The sequence below is a fragment of the Saccharothrix sp. ALI-22-I genome (assembly GCF_001984175.1).
GTDB lineage: Bacteria > Actinomycetota > Actinomycetes > Mycobacteriales > Pseudonocardiaceae > Actinosynnema.
In genome coordinates this window covers 107,670-125,190 of sequence record NZ_MTQP01000046.1, presented here as the reverse complement: position 1 = coordinate 125,190, position 17,521 = coordinate 107,670, and the positions used below count along the sequence as shown (strand labels likewise).

At 68.6% G+C, this 17,521-nt stretch carries 18 protein-coding genes and 2 pseudogenes; 10 read left to right on the top strand and 10 right to left on the bottom strand.

From position 1 onward, the window contains the following. Nucleotides 1-803 precede the first annotated feature (803 nt). Complete coding sequence (locus ALI22I_RS54560) at nt 804-938, bottom strand: hypothetical protein (protein ID WP_274522768.1); 135 nt, start codon at nt 936-938, stop codon at nt 804-806. A gap of 7 nt (nt 939-945) precedes the next feature. Between ALI22I_RS54560 and ALI22I_RS54555 the strand changes: the two genes are divergently transcribed. From ALI22I_RS54555 to ALI22I_RS08365, 4 genes and pseudogenes are all read left to right on the top strand, one after another. After that, the gene (locus ALI22I_RS54555; RefSeq protein ID WP_274522767.1) at nt 946-1,128 is read left to right on the top strand and encodes a hypothetical protein; all 183 of its coding nucleotides are present in this window, start codon (nt 946-948) and stop codon (nt 1,126-1,128) included. After that, nucleotides 1,098-1,573 (top strand): annotated as a pseudogene (locus tag ALI22I_RS55480) (ATP-binding protein). The gene ALI22I_RS54555 and the pseudogene ALI22I_RS55480 overlap by 31 nt, the downstream one beginning before the upstream one ends. 30 nt (nt 1,574-1,603) lie before the next feature. Further along, nucleotides 1,604-1,957, top strand: a complete 354-nt coding sequence (locus tag ALI22I_RS08370; protein ID WP_077004898.1) for a transposase — start codon at nt 1,604-1,606, stop codon at nt 1,955-1,957. A gap of 124 nt (nt 1,958-2,081) precedes the next feature. Next, nucleotides 2,082-2,666, top strand: a complete 585-nt coding sequence (locus ALI22I_RS08365) for a dihydrofolate reductase family protein (protein WP_077004897.1) — start codon at nt 2,082-2,084, stop codon at nt 2,664-2,666. A 303-nt stretch (nt 2,667-2,969) separates the two neighbouring features. Here the strand turns inward: ALI22I_RS08365 and ALI22I_RS08360 are convergent, their stop codons facing one another. Together ALI22I_RS08360 and ALI22I_RS08350 are read right to left on the bottom strand one after the other, a co-directional pair. Beyond that, nucleotides 2,970-3,977, bottom strand: coding sequence for an RNA polymerase subunit sigma-70 (locus tag ALI22I_RS08360; protein ID WP_077004911.1), 1,008 nt, complete (start codon nt 3,975-3,977; stop codon nt 2,970-2,972). 774 nt (nt 3,978-4,751) lie between these two features. Further along, entirely contained in the window at nt 4,752-5,147 is a 396-nt protein-coding gene (locus ALI22I_RS08350) for a hypothetical protein (protein ID WP_143532064.1), read from the bottom strand. A gap of 417 nt (nt 5,148-5,564) precedes the next feature. Here ALI22I_RS08350 and ALI22I_RS08345 point away from each other — a divergent pair, with 417 nt between their 5' ends. Together ALI22I_RS08345 and ALI22I_RS08340 are read left to right on the top strand one after the other, a co-directional pair. Next, nucleotides 5,565-6,401, top strand: coding sequence for a hypothetical protein (locus ALI22I_RS08345; RefSeq protein ID WP_077004894.1), 837 nt, complete (start codon nt 5,565-5,567; stop codon nt 6,399-6,401). Continuing rightward, a complete protein-coding gene (locus ALI22I_RS08340) occupies nt 6,398-6,706 on the top strand; it encodes a transcriptional regulator (RefSeq protein WP_077004893.1) in 309 nt (102 codons plus the stop codon). The genes ALI22I_RS08345 and ALI22I_RS08340 overlap by 4 nt, the downstream gene beginning before the upstream one ends. 391 nt (nt 6,707-7,097) lie before the next feature. On the opposite strand, the gene ALI22I_RS08335 is transcribed toward ALI22I_RS08340, so the two are convergent. From ALI22I_RS08335 to ALI22I_RS08325, 4 genes and pseudogenes are all read right to left on the bottom strand, one after another. Continuing rightward, nucleotides 7,098-7,856: a dienelactone hydrolase family protein gene (locus ALI22I_RS08335; RefSeq protein ID WP_077004892.1), complete on the bottom strand. Its 759-nt coding sequence runs from the start codon at nt 7,854-7,856 to the stop codon at nt 7,098-7,100. Between the two features lie 197 nt (nt 7,857-8,053). Then, on the bottom strand, nt 8,054-8,575 hold the full coding sequence (locus tag ALI22I_RS08330; protein ID WP_238598209.1) for a transposase: 522 nt from the start codon (nt 8,573-8,575) through the stop codon (nt 8,054-8,056). A 137-nt stretch (nt 8,576-8,712) separates the two neighbouring features. After that, a pseudogene (locus ALI22I_RS53290) lies at nt 8,713-8,820 on the bottom strand (helix-turn-helix domain-containing protein); the annotation flags it as partial. Between the two features lie 311 nt (nt 8,821-9,131). Continuing rightward, the gene (locus ALI22I_RS08325) at nt 9,132-9,701 is read right to left on the bottom strand and encodes a hypothetical protein (RefSeq protein WP_077004891.1); all 570 of its coding nucleotides are present in this window, start codon (nt 9,699-9,701) and stop codon (nt 9,132-9,134) included. Between the two features lie 443 nt (nt 9,702-10,144). On the opposite strand from ALI22I_RS08325, the gene ALI22I_RS08320 reads away from it, so the two are divergent. The 3 genes from ALI22I_RS08320 (at nt 10,145) to ALI22I_RS50575 (ending at nt 11,515) form a co-directional block, all read left to right on the top strand. Continuing rightward, a complete protein-coding gene (locus tag ALI22I_RS08320; RefSeq protein WP_238598208.1) occupies nt 10,145-10,549 on the top strand; it encodes an integrase core domain-containing protein in 405 nt (134 codons plus the stop codon). A 1-nt stretch (nt 10,550) separates the two neighbouring features. After that, entirely contained in the window at nt 10,551-11,180 is a 630-nt protein-coding gene (locus ALI22I_RS53280; RefSeq protein WP_083751550.1) for a transposase, read from the top strand. Between the two features lie 164 nt (nt 11,181-11,344). Continuing rightward, nucleotides 11,345-11,515, top strand: a complete 171-nt coding sequence (locus tag ALI22I_RS50575) for a hypothetical protein (protein WP_179118152.1) — start codon at nt 11,345-11,347, stop codon at nt 11,513-11,515. Here ALI22I_RS50575 and ALI22I_RS08310 read toward each other — a convergent pair. After that, nucleotides 11,500-12,270, bottom strand: a complete 771-nt coding sequence (locus tag ALI22I_RS08310; RefSeq protein ID WP_238598207.1) for an aminoglycoside 3'-phosphotransferase — start codon at nt 12,268-12,270, stop codon at nt 11,500-11,502. The two genes, ALI22I_RS50575 and ALI22I_RS08310, sit on opposite strands and share 16 nt — an antisense overlap. A 621-nt stretch (nt 12,271-12,891) precedes the next feature. Next, the gene (locus tag ALI22I_RS08305) at nt 12,892-13,551 is read right to left on the bottom strand and encodes a response regulator transcription factor (protein WP_077004888.1); all 660 of its coding nucleotides are present in this window, start codon (nt 13,549-13,551) and stop codon (nt 12,892-12,894) included. 191 nt (nt 13,552-13,742) lie between these two features. On the opposite strand from ALI22I_RS08305, the gene ALI22I_RS08300 reads away from it, so the two are divergent. Beyond that, a complete protein-coding gene (locus tag ALI22I_RS08300) occupies nt 13,743-16,745 on the top strand; it encodes an AfsR/SARP family transcriptional regulator (protein WP_077004887.1) in 3,003 nt (1,000 codons plus the stop codon). A 370-nt stretch (nt 16,746-17,115) separates the two neighbouring features. Here the strand turns inward: ALI22I_RS08300 and ALI22I_RS08295 are convergent, their stop codons facing one another. After that, a complete protein-coding gene (locus ALI22I_RS08295; RefSeq protein WP_238598206.1) occupies nt 17,116-17,394 on the bottom strand; it encodes a hypothetical protein in 279 nt (92 codons plus the stop codon). Between the last annotated feature and the right edge of the window lie 127 nt (nt 17,395-17,521).

Genomic DNA, 17,521 nt, shown 5'->3' with positions numbered 1-17,521 from the left:
GGTGAACAGCGACGGCGCACCGGTCGCGACAGCGGCGACACCGGCGGCCTGGAACAGTCTGCGCCGACTCAATGGAGAGGACATGAGGTGCTCCTGTGCTCGTCTGCGTTGACGAGCGGTCCACGGCGGCGGACAACTCGGACCACTCTGCGGCGTTAAGTTTCCGCCAGGTCAACTGAACCTTCGGGCCAATGTAGCTCCACAGCCGGAGGCCGGTCAACGATCACGCAAGCCGGTTATGTGAGCGCTCACCAAGGCCCGCTCCGTCGCCACTTGGGGCGCAGCTGAGTGCTAAAGCCTTTAGCGGCAGCAGATCTGTCCGCCATACTCCAGTTGCCCCATTGAGTTGGCCGGACGCTCGTGGTCACGATGTGAACGTGAACATTCGAGCGGTCGCAACTGCCCGTCGGCGAACAAGCCCGGCAACTCGTCCCGCACCCGCATCGCCAACGTCCCCTTCGGGAACGCCGCCCTCGCCACCAGCACGGTCCGCTCGGGCACCTCCGACCACGCACGCGGCTGGACCGACATCACCTGATCCCTTCCGCGACCAGGCCGGACGCCAGCCGCAGTGGATCATCATCCACCTCAGATGATCACGCCCTGAAAACACCCGTGACCAGCGCATACTCAATTGGGCAACAGAGTCCCACACGCCGCCGAACTGCTCAAGGAGAGCAGCACCCCAAAGACGGTACGAGGCGGTCACGGTGATCGTCTCCGAGGGGCGGTCGCTCCAACTCGCCTGCCGCGTGCTCGGAGTGTCCGCGTCCGGCTACTACGACTCGCGAGGCAGAGCCCCCTCACCGCGGGCGATCCGCCAGGCCTGGCTCGTCGATCTGATCCGCGAAGTCCACGTCGAGTCGTTCCAGGTCTTCGGCGCCCCGCGAGTGCACGCCGAACCCACCCTCGGTCGCGGGATCACCGTCGGCGGCCAACGGCTACGTGCTGTCCGACAACAGCACGCTGGGCCTGCCGTCGATGCGCCACCTGGGTCCCGACCGCGAGGTCGTCGACGGCATCGGGGTGGCGCCCTTCGACTTCGCCGCGAACCCGAACGTCCCGCCCGCTCTCGTCCACACCCTCGCCAAGGGCGCCTGGATCCGCGCCGGGCAGCCGGTTGCCTGATCGGGGACTCCGGCACCGGCAAGTCCCACCTGCTGATCGGGCTGGGCACCGCCGCCGCGGAAGCCGGGTTCAAGGTCCGTTACGTCACCGCCGCCGCACTGGTCAACGAGCTCGTCGAGGCCGCCGACGACAAGCACCTGTCCAAACCATCGCCCGCTACGGCCGTGTTGACCTGTTGTGTCTTGATGAGCTGGGCTATCTCGAACTCGATCGCCGCGGCGCGGAACTGCTGTTCCAGGTGTTCACCGAACGCGAAGAACGCTCCAGCATCGCCATCGCGAGCAACTCCGCGTTCAGCGAATGGGCCCGTAACTTCACCGACCCGCGGCTCTGCGCCGCGATCGTCGACCGGCTCACCTTCGACGCGTCCATCATCGAGACCGGCACCGAGTCCTTCCGGCTGCGCACCACCAAACGCCGTCGCAACACCCGGCGCGCCAGTTGACACCGACGTGTCGCGGGCTGCCAGCTCGCGTTGATATGGTCGGCCAAGCGGTTCATCGTCACCGACACCCTCGGCCTGCTGCTCACCGTCGTGGTCGTCACCGCCGCGGTGCAGGGCCCCGACGGCGCCAAGCCCGCCCTGCTGCAGGCCTACCTGTGCACCCGGGTGCGGTTCGTGTTCACCGACGGCGCGTTCGCCGGCCGCCTGCTCGACTGGGCCTACACGATCCTGCGCACCACGCTGCACATCGTGCGCAAACCCGCCGATCAACGCGGCTTCGTCGTCATCCCGCCGCTGGGCCGCGATCAACACCATCACCCGCAGGATCGCCCGCGGAGGGCCGCCACCCGGCAGCAACGACGCACCTTCACCACCGCAAGTTGATCTTCTCAAACACGCTCTCAGTCTGGAACGCGAGGACTACCTGCGGACGCAGATCGCGCACCGATTAGGTTTTCGCGCCGCGCCCGTCTGTACGTGTGAGATCGACTCACGGGAGGCTGACGCCATGCGGAAACTGACCTTTGGCATGAATGTGACCCTGGACGGCTACATCGCCGCGCCCGGCGACGACCTCGGCTGGAGTGGGGGTGAGGGACCGGACTCGTCGCCGAGCGACGAGCTGTTCCAGTGGTGGTCCGACCGGGTGGCGGCGATGGGCCTGGCGCTGTATGGGCGCAAGCTGTGGGAGACGATGAGTTCCCACTGGCCGACCGCCGACCAGCAGCCCGGCGCCACACCGGCGGCGATCGAGTACGCCCGCCGCTGGCGGGACATGCCGAAGGTGGTGTTCTCCTCGACGACCAGCACGGTCGACTGGAACACCCGCCTGGTCACCGGCGACGCGGTCACCGAGATCACCCGGCTCAAGGCCGAGGACGCCGGCCCGATGGACATCGTCGGCGCGACGCTCGCCGGGGCGGCCATGCGGGCCGGGCTGATCGACGAGTACGTGTTGGTCACCCACCCGGTCCTGGTGGGTGGCGGCACGCCGTTCTTCACGGCGCTGGACAGCTGGGTGAACCTGACTCTCGTGGAGACGCGGACGTTTCCCGGCGGCGTGGTGCTGACCCGGTACGAGACGAGGCGATGAGCACGGGCCAGATGCTCGGCTCGTGAGGCCGGGTCGAAGTCATTCCTGGCGTGCTCGTCGTGACCCTCGGCTATGAGGGAACCTTGCCCCGGCCGCTTCCTTGCGTTCCGAGTGAGCTGTTGACCGACTTGCTGGAGATGAGGGCGACGGCGTCGATGGTGACGATGTTCTTCGGGCATGAAGAAGCCCCGCCGGCAGCACCGGCGGGGCGGTGGTGCTCAGCTGGTCGGGGTGCTCATTCCGCGGTGACGTCGGTGACGGCGGCCCGTGCGCTGGACTCGTCGACGATGGGACTTCGTGTGATCACAGTGTCGGGGGCAGGTCCAGCCATGGTTTGTCGGTGGCGTCGAATCCGGTGAGCTCGGCGATCTTCCCGTCGACGATGTGCAGGACCGCGATGGCGAATAGCCGGTACTCCGGGTCGTCGGGGGTGCGGAGGTACAGCACGGCGGCAGGCATGCGGTTGACCGTCGTGGCGATACAGCGCCAGTCGTCGTGGCCGCGTTGGAAGAGCCCACCGGAGACCCAGCCGTCCACCGCGTCCTTGGCCGTCGTGGTCAAGGTGCCCGGATCGGGCAGCATCGCGAAGCGCAGGTCGTCGCGCAGCAGGGACATCAGCCCGTCGAGGTCGTTGCGCTCATGGGCGTCGATGTACGACTTCACCGCGCCGCGCTCGTCATTCGACAGCTCGTGGGTGGCGGGGCTCCGCCAGTCGAGGCGGCGGTCGGGCAGCCGCTCGCGCATCGTCACGCGCGCCCGCTGCAGTGCGCTGGTCACCGATGCGACGGTCAGCTCGAGGGCGTCGGCGGCCTTCGACGCCGGCCAGCCGAGGACGTCGCGCAGGATGAACACCGCCCGCTGCCGCGGCGGCAGGTGCTGGACTGCGACGATGAACGCCAGCTCGATCGTCTCCCGCGCCACCACCGATTCCTGCGGGTCCTCGGGGAGCATCCGGTCGGGGTACGGCTGCAGGTACAGCACCTCGGAGCCAGAGTCCGACAGCTCGGACGGTACGGGTGTGCGGTCATTGCGCTTCTCCAGGAAGTCGAGGCAGACGTTCGTCGCGATCCGGTACAGCCAGGTCCGCAGCGCAGCGTGGCCCTTGAACGACTCCCGCTTGTTCCACGCCCGCAGGAACGTCTCCTGCGTCATGTCCTGGGCGTCCTCGTAGTTCGCGAGCATCCGGTAGCAGTGCACCTGCAGCTCACGCCGGTGGCGCTCCGTGATGAGCGCGAACCGCGCCGTATCGCCTGAGCGGACCGCCGCGATGAACGTGGCCTCGTCGGCGCCCAGCGGTCTAGCGTCGGTCATGGTCATCAATCCTTCCACCGGTGCGAGGGGGCTAACAGAACTGACGACGTGGCGGAGGATTTCTGATCGGTGAAGCCGCTGACACCGGGCCGTTCGCCAGGCCGGATGGGTCGGGTCGATCCACGGAGGTGCTCCAGGTCAGGCACACCCTCGATGTCGAGGTGGGGGTCGCCGTAGTACCCGGTGAACACCTCGTCCAGCGCCCACATCAGCATCACCGGGCCAGAGCTTATGCCTTTCCACCACGCCATCGTCACCGGGCTAGCAACTTCACGCGGCCAGCAGAAACACCCAAACGAAGTGGGGCCAAATCAGAGTGCCGCACTTCGCAGCGACCGGCGAGTGGGCCAAATCAAGATGGCGCCCGCCCCCGCAACCCAGACACCGGGGCCACTTCAACTTGCCGAAATCACTGGCTCACCCACGCCATCCTCAACGAGCGATCCAACCTGCGCGCCCGCGGCGAACCCGACACCACCGCCGTCACCCTCCCCGACTGGGCAGTCGAACAACTCACCGACCTACTCAGCACCGACCACGACACCGCAACCAACGACACATCCGCCTGACCTTGGGCAAGGACAACATCGACCACTCCGGCAATCCGCGACTCGCAACCCACTGCGTCCTGTGCAGACGCTGCACGCCGCCTGGCTGCTGATGACCAGCCGGCATCACCGAACTCCGAGGCCCAGGCTTCCTGCCACCCAAAATTCCATGATGGGACACCCTTCCGGAGGCTCGTGCCCCTTGATCTCAGATATCCGCCAAACGTCAAGCTCGCTCAGACGGTTGCGCGGCAGGCTGGCCACGGAGAGCGAGGCGGTCCGTCAGTTCGATCGTCGCCAAGTACCACCAGAACATCCAGTCAAGGAAGGCCTCGTCGTAGTCGGACTTCTGGGACTCGTTCTGATGTCGGATGTCGAACTTGTTCGCGATCATGAACAAGGCGTCCTCGTCCTTGCTCAGCAGCTCGGCCCGGAGGAGGTTTCGTCGGCTCTCCAGGACCCGAGCGAGAACGACTACAGCTGACCGCTTCTGGTGCCTGTCGGCACCGCGCGCCCGGAACAGGGCGACCGCATGACGAATCTGGTCGCCGGTGTCACTGGCATCGGCGACCACAAGCGCGTCGACGAGTTCGCTTCGCGTGTCCCCAGTCGTCGTCACCATGCGGCCGGTGTCGTCGCCCTGGCCGGCCAGACGGGGACCGAGGTCGCTCCTCTCCAGGAGTTTGTTGACGCACCACCGGTAGACGATCCGACCGGACTCGATGGAGAAGTCGCTGTGGTGCCACCGACTCCATCGACACACAAGATCAGATACCAGAAGATGGCCTCAGATCAGGCCGTGATTCGCATTCCGCCCGATTGCGGCCGGTCGACGGGTTGCTTGTGCGCAACGGTATGGCCGATCGACGGCCCGCATGGCCAGCCGATCTTTGGCAGGTATGGGGTCTGGTTTGGCGATACGCGCTCATCGAGAGCACGTCGTTCAGGCACGGCCATGTGAGGTTCATGGGGCGTGGTTGACGTCGCTAGGTTTGCAGTGCAAACTTGATTGCATCAGCGAGGGGTTGGGGGTTGTGCGGTGGGGAATGATCCGAGGTATCTGCTCGACGAGCTGTCGGCGTTGCGGCGGCGCGCTCGTCGTGACCGGCACGGTTACTGGTTCCCGTTCCTGCTGTTCGGGGTGATCGTCGCGGCGGCGATCCCGTTGTACCTGCCTGTGCAGTGCGCGTCCGCCTGCTCCTGGTCGACGCACGACCTGCCGTCGGTGTGGCACTGGTTGCACCCGACGGGGCAGGCGACGAGGACTTCCACTTTCACCGACCGCCCGTCCCTGTGGAAGGACCTCTACTGGATGGCCGCGCTGACGGTCGGATTCCTGGCGACGGTGTGGTGGTACCGGTGGCGGGCGGGGAAGGTCGGGGTGGAGACCTCGACGCGGCTCTACGTCCAGGTGACCGTGTTCGTGCTGGCCTTTCCGCTGTTGGGCGTGCCGTTGGCCACCCGGCTGGTCTTCACCACCTTGGGTTGGCCGGTCGCGCTTTCGGTCCTGGTCGCCGGGGTCGTGGTGGCGACGTTGCTCGCGAAGCGGAAGCTCCGGACCGCGATCGTGATCCTGTCGCTGATCCTGGTCGCCCACCTGGTGATGGTCTTCCCGTTCGGGCCGTTGCTGGTGGTGACGGTGGGCGTGCTCGGTTTGGCGTGGGTGGAGCGCAGTGCGCTGTGCACGTCGTTCGCCGTGCTGTTCGCCGTCTGGGCGCTGTTCGTGAACGGGTGGTCGACGTGGGTCTACGGTTCGGTCCTGTGGCCGGTGGCGCTGATCGACTTCGGTGATCTGCTGTCGTCGTCGCTGATCCTCGTGCTCGGCGGGGTCGGTGGGCTCATCGCCCGTCGGGTTCGGGACAAGATCCCCGCATGACCGAGCACCCCACGTCGGGCCTGGACGACACCGTCCACCAGCGGCACCGGCTGGGCATCCTGACGATCGCGGCCGAGGCCAAGAGGGTGGAGTTCGGCTACCTCAAGTCCATTCTGGATCTCACTGCGGGCAACCTGTCCCGGCACGTCACGGTCCTCGAAGAGGCCGGCCTGCTGGAGGTCGAGAAGGGCTACGACGGGAAACGCGCGAAGACGTGGCTGAGCGTCACCGCGGCGGGCCGCGAGGCGCTCGCCGCGGAGATGGCGGTGCTGCGAGCACTGCTCGAGCGGCACGACCAAGCGTAACCCCGCAACGGCGGCAGGACACCCCCGCAGCTATCCCGAGTGGACAGACATCGGCCTTGTCGCTCGTGCGCGTCGGCCGGAGTGCCGCCTTGGACGATGCCCAGTGGACTCCAGTCGTACGGGTCGTCGGCTCGGGACGTCGACGCACGTGCTAGGACTGTGGGGTGATGTCGTTCTTCCTGCACTGTCGGTGCCGGCGATGAGTCTCGCACCCAGTACGCGCCAGGTGGCGATACAGCTGGTCAGGAGTGGCCGTATCGAGCAGTTGCGGCGGCTGGCCGATACTGGGGACCCGCAGGGGCGCCGCCAACCGGCTGCCTGGCCGGCCCGGACAGGCGAGATCGGGCACGGCGTTGGCGCCGGACCGCGCGTCGGCGTGGCGCCGGTGGTGTCAGGAGCTGCTCGCGGTGCCAGGGCTACCCAGGTGCCGGGCGAAGAACCGGATCGAGCTGTCGATTTCGAAGGACGGGACTCGAAAGTGGCTGCCGGGGTTGGCGTGCAGGGTCTTCTCGGCGGAGCCGAGTGCGTCGAACAGCTTCATGACTGAGTCCCGTGGATTGCCTTCATCGTCCCACTGCAGCACGAACTCGACCGGGATCGTGATCCGCGCTGCGGTGTCGGTGAGCCAGTCGCTTCCGATGAGGCCGAGGACCGCAGCCGTGATCCGAGGTTCGGCCGCGACGAGGCGTATGCCCATCTCACCCCCTTGGGACAGGCCGTAGTACCCGACGGGCTGGCTGTCGCCGACGGAGTCCAGTTTCTGGAGTGCGTCCAGGGTGGTCTGCCAGTCGGGTATGAGCTGCGACGCCACGGTTTCGTTGAGGGCAGGCCACGCCGGGCCGAAGGGCTCGCCCGCAGCCTCTCGTTCCTGGATGACCGCGACGAGCCGCCGGATCTCCGGGTGCTCCGGCCTGTCGCCGGTACCTGGCGCGTCGATCGCGGCGACCGCGAAGCCGCAGGAGGTGACGTAGGGGAAGGCTCGGGAGACGACTTCCCATCCCTTCTTGTGCTGGCCGCCGCCGTGCCCGATCAAGACCAGCGGACGGGGACCGGAGCCCTCGGCGGGCGTCCAGAGCACCCCGGGGATGTCCCCGATGGTGAAGAGCTGTGCGCGGATGCCGTCAGCGACGGTTTCCGAGGTGATGCGCATGGCAGGATTACATCGGCATCCCGCTGACGCGGCGAGTCAATTATCCGGGCGGCCAGGCCGCCGGCGACGATGCCCGGCGCCGGTTGATCTCGCGCCGCCTGGGCACGATCGGCTATGCCCACCAGGCTGCCATGGTCACGCCTGCGGCGCACCGATTCCGGCCGACGCTGTACCGCTCGAAAAGTCATCGTTGCTGGTCAAGCAGCGTATCTGTACTCGTTGATGAGGCCGCCCAGGATGCAGGTGCGGTGCAGTCTGCGGGTGTCGAGGTCGTGTACCGCGGTGGGGTGCTGCTGAGCTTCGGGTGGTAGTTGGTCACGGGCCTGGTGGGGCCGGTGTCGGTTGTAGTGGTCTTCGTAGGCTGCGAGGACTTGACGTGCATGAACCTCTCCCAGGATCAGGATGTGGTCGAGGACTTCGCGTCGGAGCGTGCCGATGACCCGTTCGCAGTGGGCGTTCATCCGGGGCGCCTGTGGCGCGCTCTTGATCACCTGGAGATCGTCGGCTTGGAAGACTGTGTCGAACGTCTGGCCGTACTTGCCGTCGCGGTCGCGGAGCAGGAAGCGCAGGGACTCCATTCGATGCCCGAGGTCGGCGGCGAGGTTCCTGGCCTGCTGCGTCGTCCACTCCTGGGTGGGGTGAGCGGTGACACCGGTGATGTGCAGGCGCCTGGTGCCGTGTTCGAGGAAGGCCAGCGCGTACAGGCGCCTGCCGAGCACGGTGTCGAGGTGGAGGAAGTCGCCGCGATGGTGCCTTGGGCCTGGGCGGTGAGGAACTCCCGCCAGGTCAGGCCGGCACGGCGGGGCACCGGGTCGATGCCCGCTTCGTGCAGGATCTGCCAGACCGTCGAGTGGGCGATGCGGTGGCCGAGTCGGGTCAGTTCGCCCTGGATCCGCCGGTGCCCCCACCGTGGGTTCTCTCTGGCGAGCCGCAGCACGAGCGACGATGACTTTTCGAGCGGCATACCCGCATCCAGCCGTTCAGCCTGCGCCGTGACCTGCACCGTCACGATGAAAATGGCTCAGTGGACTGGCCATTTCGCGCAGCTCTGCCACTGTGTCACGGCAGTACTCGCACGCTGCGAGGTCTACCTCGACGTGCGTCTGGTTCTGACGTAGTCGCCGGACCGCACGCAGGTTCCCCCTTACGGGCCGGGCGCGACCCGCAGCGCCCGCATCCCCCTGGTGCAATGCCGCGCATTCCACGGAATCGGCGCCGCGCCACCACCCGGTGTTCAGTGCGCTATGTCACCGCCGGTCGGGCCGTACCTCGACTTCAGCCGATGCACCAGGACCCGGAACCGTTCTGCGGCCAGCGGAGCTCGATCAACGCAGGTTCCCCGGACTCGAACTCCACGGAGTACTCCATGGTCAACTTGCTCATCGAGACCGGCTTGGACCCCAGCCGGGCCGGACCGCGCTCCACGCCCTCGTCGTAGACCTGGCCGGGCCGCTCCAGACTGCAGGTCAGCGCGGTCGCGGCGGCCTCGTCGCGGGCATTGATGGCGGCCACGTACTCCTTGGCGTGGTCGCGGGCCATCGCCTGCGCCTCCCTTGGAGGGGCGTCGGTGGGCGGGGCGCCGGTCGGCGCGGTCGGGCGCATCGGCCCGGTCTGCGCGTCGGGTCGGCTGGTCAGGTACCAGATGGCCGCGCCCGCACCCGCCACCAGCAGCACGGACACGATCACCAGGGCGACGACGAGCCCGGTGTTGCTCTTCTTCGGCGGGCCGTAACTGTACGGCGGGGGGCCGTACGGCGGCTGCGGCAGCCCGTGCGGCGGCGGGCCGTACGGATCTTGCTGACCTCGCTGGCCCTGCCAGTGCGGTCCGGGCGGTGGTGCGGTCATGCTGGTCTCCCTGGGACGAGCGCGCTGGCAACCTACCGCGTCCGCGTCAGTTGAGGGTCGACATCGACTACGGGGCCCAGGAGACCCGCTGCTCGCCGTACTCGTCCGCGAAGACCAACTCGAGCCCCTCGGACGCCAGCGGGCTGTGCCTGCCGATAACCTCATCCATGCAGGTAGAGGGTGTACAAGACCCAAGGCCTCGAAGCGCTCACAGGCGCAGTTGCCATCCGCCGTGACATCGACCAGCACGGCATGATGACCGGCTGTGCTGCTCCGACTGGCCTACCTGGGCATGACCAACGCGTTCGCGTTGCTGCGCCTGCTACCCATGAGTGATCGAGACAAGGACGTGGAGATCCTGGTGCTGCGGCACCAGATCACCGTCCTGCAACGCCGCGCACCCGACCGCGTCCTGGGTCACCCCAGCCGCCAGGAACCTGATCATGGATCTCGAGGACGCGGGCAGCTCCATGCGGTACCTGATCCGCGACCGGGACGGGAAGTTCCCAGCGCTGTTCGATGCCGTCCTCGCCGACGCGGGCATCCAGGTCGTCCTCACCGGTGTCCGGATACCGCGGATGAACGCGATCATGGAGCGCTGGATCCGCAGTTGCCGCCGTGAACTCCTCGACCGAACGCTGATCTGGAACCAACGGCACCTGCTCCACGCCCTGCGCGAGTACGAGCACTTCTACAACACCCACCGACCCCACCAAGGCATCACCAACACCCGACCACTACACCCACTGCCACAACCAACCACCGACCAAGCCGCAATCACCCGACTCGACATCCGCCGACGGCAACGACTGAGCGGCATCCTCAACGAGTACCACCACCCCGCCTGACCTGCACGGACGCCATTTTCGGCAAGCACAAGGTCAGAGCCTGTGTACCGGCTTTGGCACCGCACAGGTTGACCTTGGTCTCCACCCGGCGCAGGCTCTGCGCGAACGTCGCCGCTACCGCCTGATCACCACCCTGCTCGACCACCACCGGCATCCTGCCCTGGAGATCGTCGCGCTCTACCACCAGCGGTGGAGGAGCGAGACCGCGTTACTGGAACTGAAGTCCACCACCCTGGGCGGGCGCCTGTTGCGCGCCCGCACCCCGGACGGGATCGACCAGGAGGTCCATGCCCTGCTGACCGCCTATCAGGCGCTGCGCCTGGCAATGGCCGACGCCACCATGAACCACCCCACGATCAGCCCGGACCGGGCAGGCTTCACCATCACGTTGCAGACCGCCCGCGACCAGATCGTCCGCGCCGCGGGCGTCATCGCCGCCACCACCGTCGACCTCGTCGGCAGGATCGGCCGCGCCGTCCTGGCCGACCCGCTGCCCCCACGTCGATCCCGCGTCGGCCCACCCGTGGTGAAACGAGCGATCTTCAAACACCGCGCCAAACGCGACATCGACCGCACCAACCACCAGGCCACCAGCAACATCGTCGCCACCGGCTTGACAACCGACCCATGACCCTAACTAGCAGGGCCAGCCCGCTGTTGCGTGCCGTGTGGGAGAAGATCGCCTGGGCGTTGGGCGGCCGGCCCTGTCAGCGGCCAGTTCGAAGTCCCCGGGGACGGCCAGTTGCAATGTTACGCTCCGTAGCCGGAGTGCGGTTCTGGTGAGGCCACCGACCTGTGTCCCAGCCGCCCGCTGCCCAGCTCTACAGCGGCCTGCCCCGCACCACGGGCGGCTCGGCCGCCACGCCCGGCCCGTACGTCCACGACGTGACCGCTCTGGACCACCTGGCTGACTACCTCGGCCGAACTGTCAAGCCGTGGGTGCGAACGGGTCACGCCAAGTCGTAGAGCAAGCGGTAGTAGGCGATGCGTTCCGGGTCGGGGTCGATCCCGTACGCGTCGTACAGGATGCCGTCGAAGCCGGGACCGTAGTCCCAGTCGAGACTCCACGTCGCGACCGCCAGATCGGCCCACCGGTCAGCCACCCCGAGCGAACCCAAGTCGACGTGCGCGGCGAAGGTGCCGTCGTCGTGCAGCAGGGTATTCGGGGTGCAGGCGTCTCCATGGCAGACCACGAGACCGTCGATCGCGGGCGGTTCACCGAGCCGAGCCCTGGCCTCGGTCAACCCGAGATGCCGGTGCTCGGGGGACCAGTCGGCCACGCCCTCGCCGTCGGCGATGCGCTCGTCGGCGCGTACGAGCCGCCGCTCGACGCTCCAGTCGAACGGGCACCGGTCCGCCGGCAGGGTGTCGTGGAGCAGGCGCAGTCCGCGGCCGATCGCGGCCGCCGCAATACCAGGCTCGGCCTTCCACCGGGGCTCCACCGCCGACCGGCCGGGGACGGCCGCCGTGATCAGCCACGCGCCCTCGGCATCGATGCCGTGGTCGAGGACCGGTGGGACACGCGCCCAGCGCTGCGCCCAGGCCAGGCGCTCGGCTTCGCCGCGCAGGTCGATCTCAGGGGTCCCGGCGGCGACCCACTTGACATACCTGGCGCCATCGCCCACGTCCAAGCGGAAGGTCAGGCCGCCGAGCTCGTTGCGCCACACGGGGGTGATGGCGGCGTCACCGGCGAGCGCTGTGACGATGTCGGGGACCGGCACCGGTCCAGTCGGAACCTCGGAAATGACGGGGCGACTGCTCACAAAATCATGATCCTGACAGGGGTCGGGCCCCACCGGCCAATCGATTTCCAGAGCGCTGATCGTAGGTGTCGGCGGCGGACGAGCCAGTGCTGACGGCATGACGGTTGAGCAGCCGGGCGACAGTGGCAGATCAAACGCAGACGGACCACTACAGCGCGGTATGCAGGCGACGCTCGGTGACCATGCGCGGCCAGATACCTCCCCGCTAACTGGCCGCCACTGGGGAATCCCAACTGGCCATTGACACGGCCCGGCGCGCGGCTGGCGAGAGGTTTGGTTGTGCCGGCCGCCCTGGGATCGGCCCGAGCAGCCACTCACCGCTGCCGATGGAGATGCCGAGCGCGATGGGGCTCGGTCCGATCACGAACTGGATGATCTGTCGGCGAACCTTGCGGACTTGTTCTGGTTCCGGCAGGTCAGCGATCCCAAGGGGCGGCTGGCTGACGCCGAGTGGGTATTCGGTGGACTGAGGAGCGCGTGCATCGACTCATCGGTCATGACGGACCTCTTCGATCTGATCTGGTGCATGCGCTTTGATCCCGTCGACCGCTCGGTTCAGTACTCCGTTTCGAACCAGCCTCACAGCGCGGCCTGGTTGAGCTCAGTCAGTGTGATGACGCCGTCGTCGAGCGCCCGGGTGACGAGGTCGCTCTTGGTGCGGGCGGCACGGCCGACGTTGGCGTACTTCACCCGTGCCCTGGTGATGTACGTGTCGACGGTCTTCACGGTGATGTGGAGCTTCGCGGCGACGAGTTCCTTGGACATCGAGGCGAACCAGGCACGCAGCACCTCCACCTCGCGCGGGGACAGGCGCGGCTTGCCGGGCGCGTCGTCCGTGCCGGGCAGTGGCGGGGTGGGGTAGGGCATGTCCCGCGCGGCCGCGCGGATGGCCGGTATCAGGTGCTCCGGGCCTTCGCGCTTGGTGAGGTACGCGAGCGCCCCGAGGTCGAGGCACTTGATCGCGGTGGCGTAGTCGGCGTGGTGCGAGTACACGACCACCCGGCGTCCGCTGTCCACCAGCCCGCGGAGTTCGCCGAAGTCCGGCTTCCCGGGCACCAGCTCCAGGTCGAAGATGACCACGTCGGCGGCGGCGCCCGGCCCCGTCCAGATGTCGGCGAGCCGTGCCCCGGCGTCGACGAGCGCGATCGGCGGGTCGGCCTGCTCGCACCAGTACCGCACGCCTGCCGCGATCGCCGCGTGATCGTCCACGATCACCGCCGTGATCAACTCGGCTGCCATTGGGTCTCCTTCCGGGGAGATACGTGCGACGGTGAGCCGTGTCATGTGTTGGTCCTCCGAGCCAACCGACCACTGGCAACTGGTCGCCGGCCGACGGGACCAGGATCGTGGCGGTGCTTTCGTCGCACTTTCACGCCGGGGAAAGCCCGGGTGCGCGAGACTGGGTGGCTGGTCGGAGGGGGCGGGGGCTCATGGAGTTTCGGGTGTTGGGGCCGGTGGAGGTCCGGCACGGCGAGCGGGTGGGGGTGCTGTCCGGGCGGCTGCGGCGGACTCTGCTCGGTGTGCTGTTGGCTCGGGCCAACCAGCCGGTGTCGGTGGACGTGCTGACAGACGCGCTGTGGGGTGACCGGCCGGACTCGCGGGCCGGGCAGAAGCTGCAGCTGCACGTGCACCGGCTGCGTGGTGTGCTCGACGATCCGGCTCGGCTGTCGTTCGGCGCGGCGGGCTATCGGCTGCGGGCTCGGGCTGAGGAGGTCGACGCGGAGCGGTTCGAGGCGCTGGTCGGGGCGGGGGTGGCGGCCGCGGAGCGGGAGCCGCAGCGGGCGATCGAGTCGCTGCGGGCGGGGCTGGCGCTGTGGCGTGGCACTCCGTTCGCGGACGTGGAGGTGCCGGTGCTCGCCGACTGGGCACGGCGGCTGACCGAACGCCGCCTCACCGCCGTCGAATCGCTCTACCGGGCCCAGCTGGCCTGTGGCCTGCACGAGGCGGTCATCGGTGAGCTCTCCGAGCTGGTGGCCGAGCACCCGTTGCGGGAGCGGCTGCACGGGCTGCTGATGACCGCGTTGTACCGGGCCGGGCGCCGGTCGGAGGCGTTGGAGGTCTATTGCCGGGCACGGGAGGCGTTGGTGTCCGAGCTGGGGCTGGAGCCGGGGCCGGAGCTGCGTGAGCTGCAGTGCCACGTCCTCGCCGACGATTCGGCCGAGCCGGCGCCGGACGACCGGGCGGCCCGCCGCGAGGTGCCCGCCCAGCTTCCGGTGGACGTGCGGGGGTTCGTCGGTCGGGAGGCCGAACTCGTGGAGCTGGACGGGTTGCTGTCCGCCGAGGCGCCGGTGGTGATCTCGGCGGTGGCCGGCACCGCGGGGGTGGGCAAGACCGCTCTCGCCGTGCGTTGGGCACACCGGGTGCGCGACAGGTTCCCGGACGGGCAGCTCTACGTGGACCTGCGCGGCTACGGCCCGGACGAGCCGGTCCCGGCCGCCGACGCGCTGGCCGGCTTCCTGCGCGCGCTCGGTCTGGACGGCGCGGCGATCCCCGAGGACCTCGCCGAGCGTGCCGCGCGCTTCCGCACGCTGGTCGATCAGCGCAGGATGCTGGTCCTGCTGGACAACGCCCGCACCGTCGAGCAGGTGCGCCCGCTGTTGCCGGCCAGCCCGTCCTGCTTCACGCTGGTGACCAGCCGCGACTCGCTGGCCGGGCTCGTCGTCCGGCACGGCGCGCACCGGCTCGTGCTGGACCGGCTGTCCCCGACCGACGCGGTCGGCCTGTTGCGTGAACTGCTCGGCGCGCGTGCCGACGCCGAGCCCGCAGCGGTCGGGAGTCTGGTCGAACGATGCGTGCGGTTGCCGCTGGCGCTGCGGATCACCGCGGAGCTGGTCCGGTCACGGCCGGGACGCGCCGTCGGCGAGCTGGCCGGTGAGCTCGCCGAGGCGCAGGACGCGCTGGACCTGCTGGACGTCGACGGCGACCCGCACACCGCAGTGCGCGCGGTGTTCTCCTGGTCGTACCGGCACCTCGACCCCGCCGTGGCCAGGGTCTTCCGGCTGCTCGGCCTGCACCCCGGGCACGACATCGACGCCCACGCGGTGGCCGCCGCGGCCGGGACCGGGCTGCGGGAAACCCGCCGGGCACTCGACGTGCTGGTACGCGCCCACCTCGTCGACCAGACCCTCGGCGGGCGCTACCAACCGCACGACCTGCTGCGCGCCTACGCCGCCGAACTGGCCGAGACCACCGACTCCGCGGCCGACCGCGATGCGGCGCTCACCCGGCTGTTCGGCTACTACCTCGCCACGGCCTCTGCCGCGATGAACGTCATCGCCCCGCACGAGGCCGAGCGCAGGCCGAAGGTCGCCGCGCCGGACGCCGAGTCACCGGTGTTCGACAGCTACGACTCGGCGTTCGGTTGGCTGGACCGCGAGCGGGCCAACCTGCTCGCCACCACCCAACACGGCGAGCCCGACAACGTCGTCAACATGTCGAACACGGTGTGGCGCTACCTCAGCATCGGCAGATACCACGACGACGCCATCACGCTGCACACCAGTGCGCTGCACGCCGCCCAGGCACTCGGCGATACCGCCGCGGAGGCCGACGCGGAGCGGGTGCTCGGCGCCTCGAAGCTCCGGATCGGGCTCCTCCCGCAGGCCGCCCAACACCTGGAGCAGGCGCTGGCCCTGTACCGGCAGGTCGGCGACCGGTTCCTGCAAGGCTCATCGCTGAACAACCTCGGCATCGTGCACTGGCGACGAGGGGACCTCGCCGCAGCGGCGGACTGCTTCCGCCAGGCTCTGGCGCTCTTCAACGACGCCGGCGTCGAACACCTGGGAAGTCCGGCGATGAACAACCTCGCGCGAGTCCTGTGCATCGTGGGCCAGTACGACGAGGCGTTGGACCTGCACGAGCGTGGGCTGGTCATCGCGCGGGACGCCGGGAACCCGAGCCATGAGGCCAACGCGTTGTGCGGCAAGGCGGAGGTCAACACCGCGATCGGTCGCTACCAGCAGGCGCTGGACGACGCGCGGCAGGCCGTGACCGTCGCGCAGAACGCCGGTCACCGCGTCCTTGCAAGCGCCGCCCTGTGCGCACTCGGTACCGCACACCGACAGCTGGGAGACCATGGGCTGGCGGTGCACCACCTCGAGTCGGCGTTGCGGATCGCCCGTGCCGTGGGCGACCTCTATGACCTCATCGCCGCGCTGAGCGGACTGGCTGCGGCGCACGCGTCCGCCGGGAACCCGACCGAGGCGCTCCAGCTCTACCGGGAGGTCCTGACCACCGAGAACGGGCAGGCGCACCCGGACGAGTTCGCGCACGCCCTCGCGGGCATCGGTGACGTCCACGCCGGACTCGGTGAGCACGACCAAGCCCGCGAGTACTGGCAGCGGGCGCTGGCGGTCTACCGCGAGCTGGGCATGCCGCAGGCCGAGGCCGTCGCGGCCAGGCTCGACAGGCTCGGCACGCCGGTCGAGCCGTGACGGCCCGCGCACGACATGCCGGTCGCGCCCAGTTCCGCCCGCCGATGGACTCGACGATGGTCCCCACCAGTTCGACGTCCGTCGGCTGTGGCTCGGTGAGCGTTCCGACGCCGGCTCCGTAGACAGCCGATACCGAGACGACACGCCCACCGAGGTTGACTCTGGCGTCTAGGGAGCGGGCGTCCGTGACGAGTAGCCAGCGTCGGTGGCTGCGGTGAGGTCGAGCTCCGCGCACGGCCCTCCGGCGTCCCGTCCGGGATCGTCACCTCGTCGGGCAGTCGTTCCACTGCCTTCACCGTGATCCGTGCGGCCACCTGTCCCTCGAACTCGTGCGGGGTGCCGAAAGTCGGCGCTGTGGTTCTGACCTGCGTCAAGCCGCTGTAGGTTTGTATTCGTTGATCAAGCCGCCGAGAACGGATCCGCCGACGAACCTTTCGGCGTGGCAGTGGCCCGGGGCAGCGTGGTGGGATTTCACGACCTCGATGCCGGCGTCGGCGAGGACCGTGTCGAACGAGGTGGTGAACTGGTCAGCCCGGTCGTGGATCGGAAACCGGAAGTCGCCGGCCCGGTCGCCCAGGTCCATGAGCAGGTTGCGCGCTTGTTGGGTGGTCCACGCTCCGTCGGGGTTGGTGGTGCCGAGGATGCGCAAGGCATTCGAGCCCGCCCACCCTCTTGCCCGCTATCTCGCAGCACACGACATCCTCGTGCAGGTGTTCGGGCTGCACGAGCTGTTCGCACCAACCGGCAGGGCACCGACGGCGACCTCCCCGCCTCGA

Coding starts and splice junctions, on each gene's coding strand:
- ALI22I_RS08350 (WP_143532064.1), bottom strand. CDS start 5,147: ATGGTGACGACGACTGGGGACACGCGAAGCGAACTCGTCGACGCGCTT.
- ALI22I_RS08335 (WP_077004892.1), bottom strand. CDS start 7,856: ATGCGCATCACCTCGGAAACCGTCGCTGACGGCATCCGCGCACAGCTC.
- ALI22I_RS08360 (WP_077004911.1), bottom strand. CDS start 3,977: ATGACCGACGCTAGACCGCTGGGCGCCGACGAGGCCACGTTCATCGCG.
- ALI22I_RS08365 (WP_077004897.1), top strand. CDS start 2,082: ATGCGGAAACTGACCTTTGGCATGAATGTGACCCTGGACGGCTACATC.
- ALI22I_RS08325 (WP_077004891.1), bottom strand. CDS start 9,701: ATGACCGCACCACCGCCCGGACCGCACTGGCAGGGCCAGCGAGGTCAG.
- ALI22I_RS08320 (WP_238598208.1), top strand. CDS start 10,145: ATGGATCTCGAGGACGCGGGCAGCTCCATGCGGTACCTGATCCGCGAC.
- ALI22I_RS08300 (WP_077004887.1), top strand. CDS start 13,743: ATGGAGTTTCGGGTGTTGGGGCCGGTGGAGGTCCGGCACGGCGAGCGG.
- ALI22I_RS08305 (WP_077004888.1), bottom strand. CDS start 13,551: ATGGCAGCCGAGTTGATCACGGCGGTGATCGTGGACGATCACGCGGCG.
- ALI22I_RS08340 (WP_077004893.1), top strand. CDS start 6,398: ATGACCGAGCACCCCACGTCGGGCCTGGACGACACCGTCCACCAGCGG.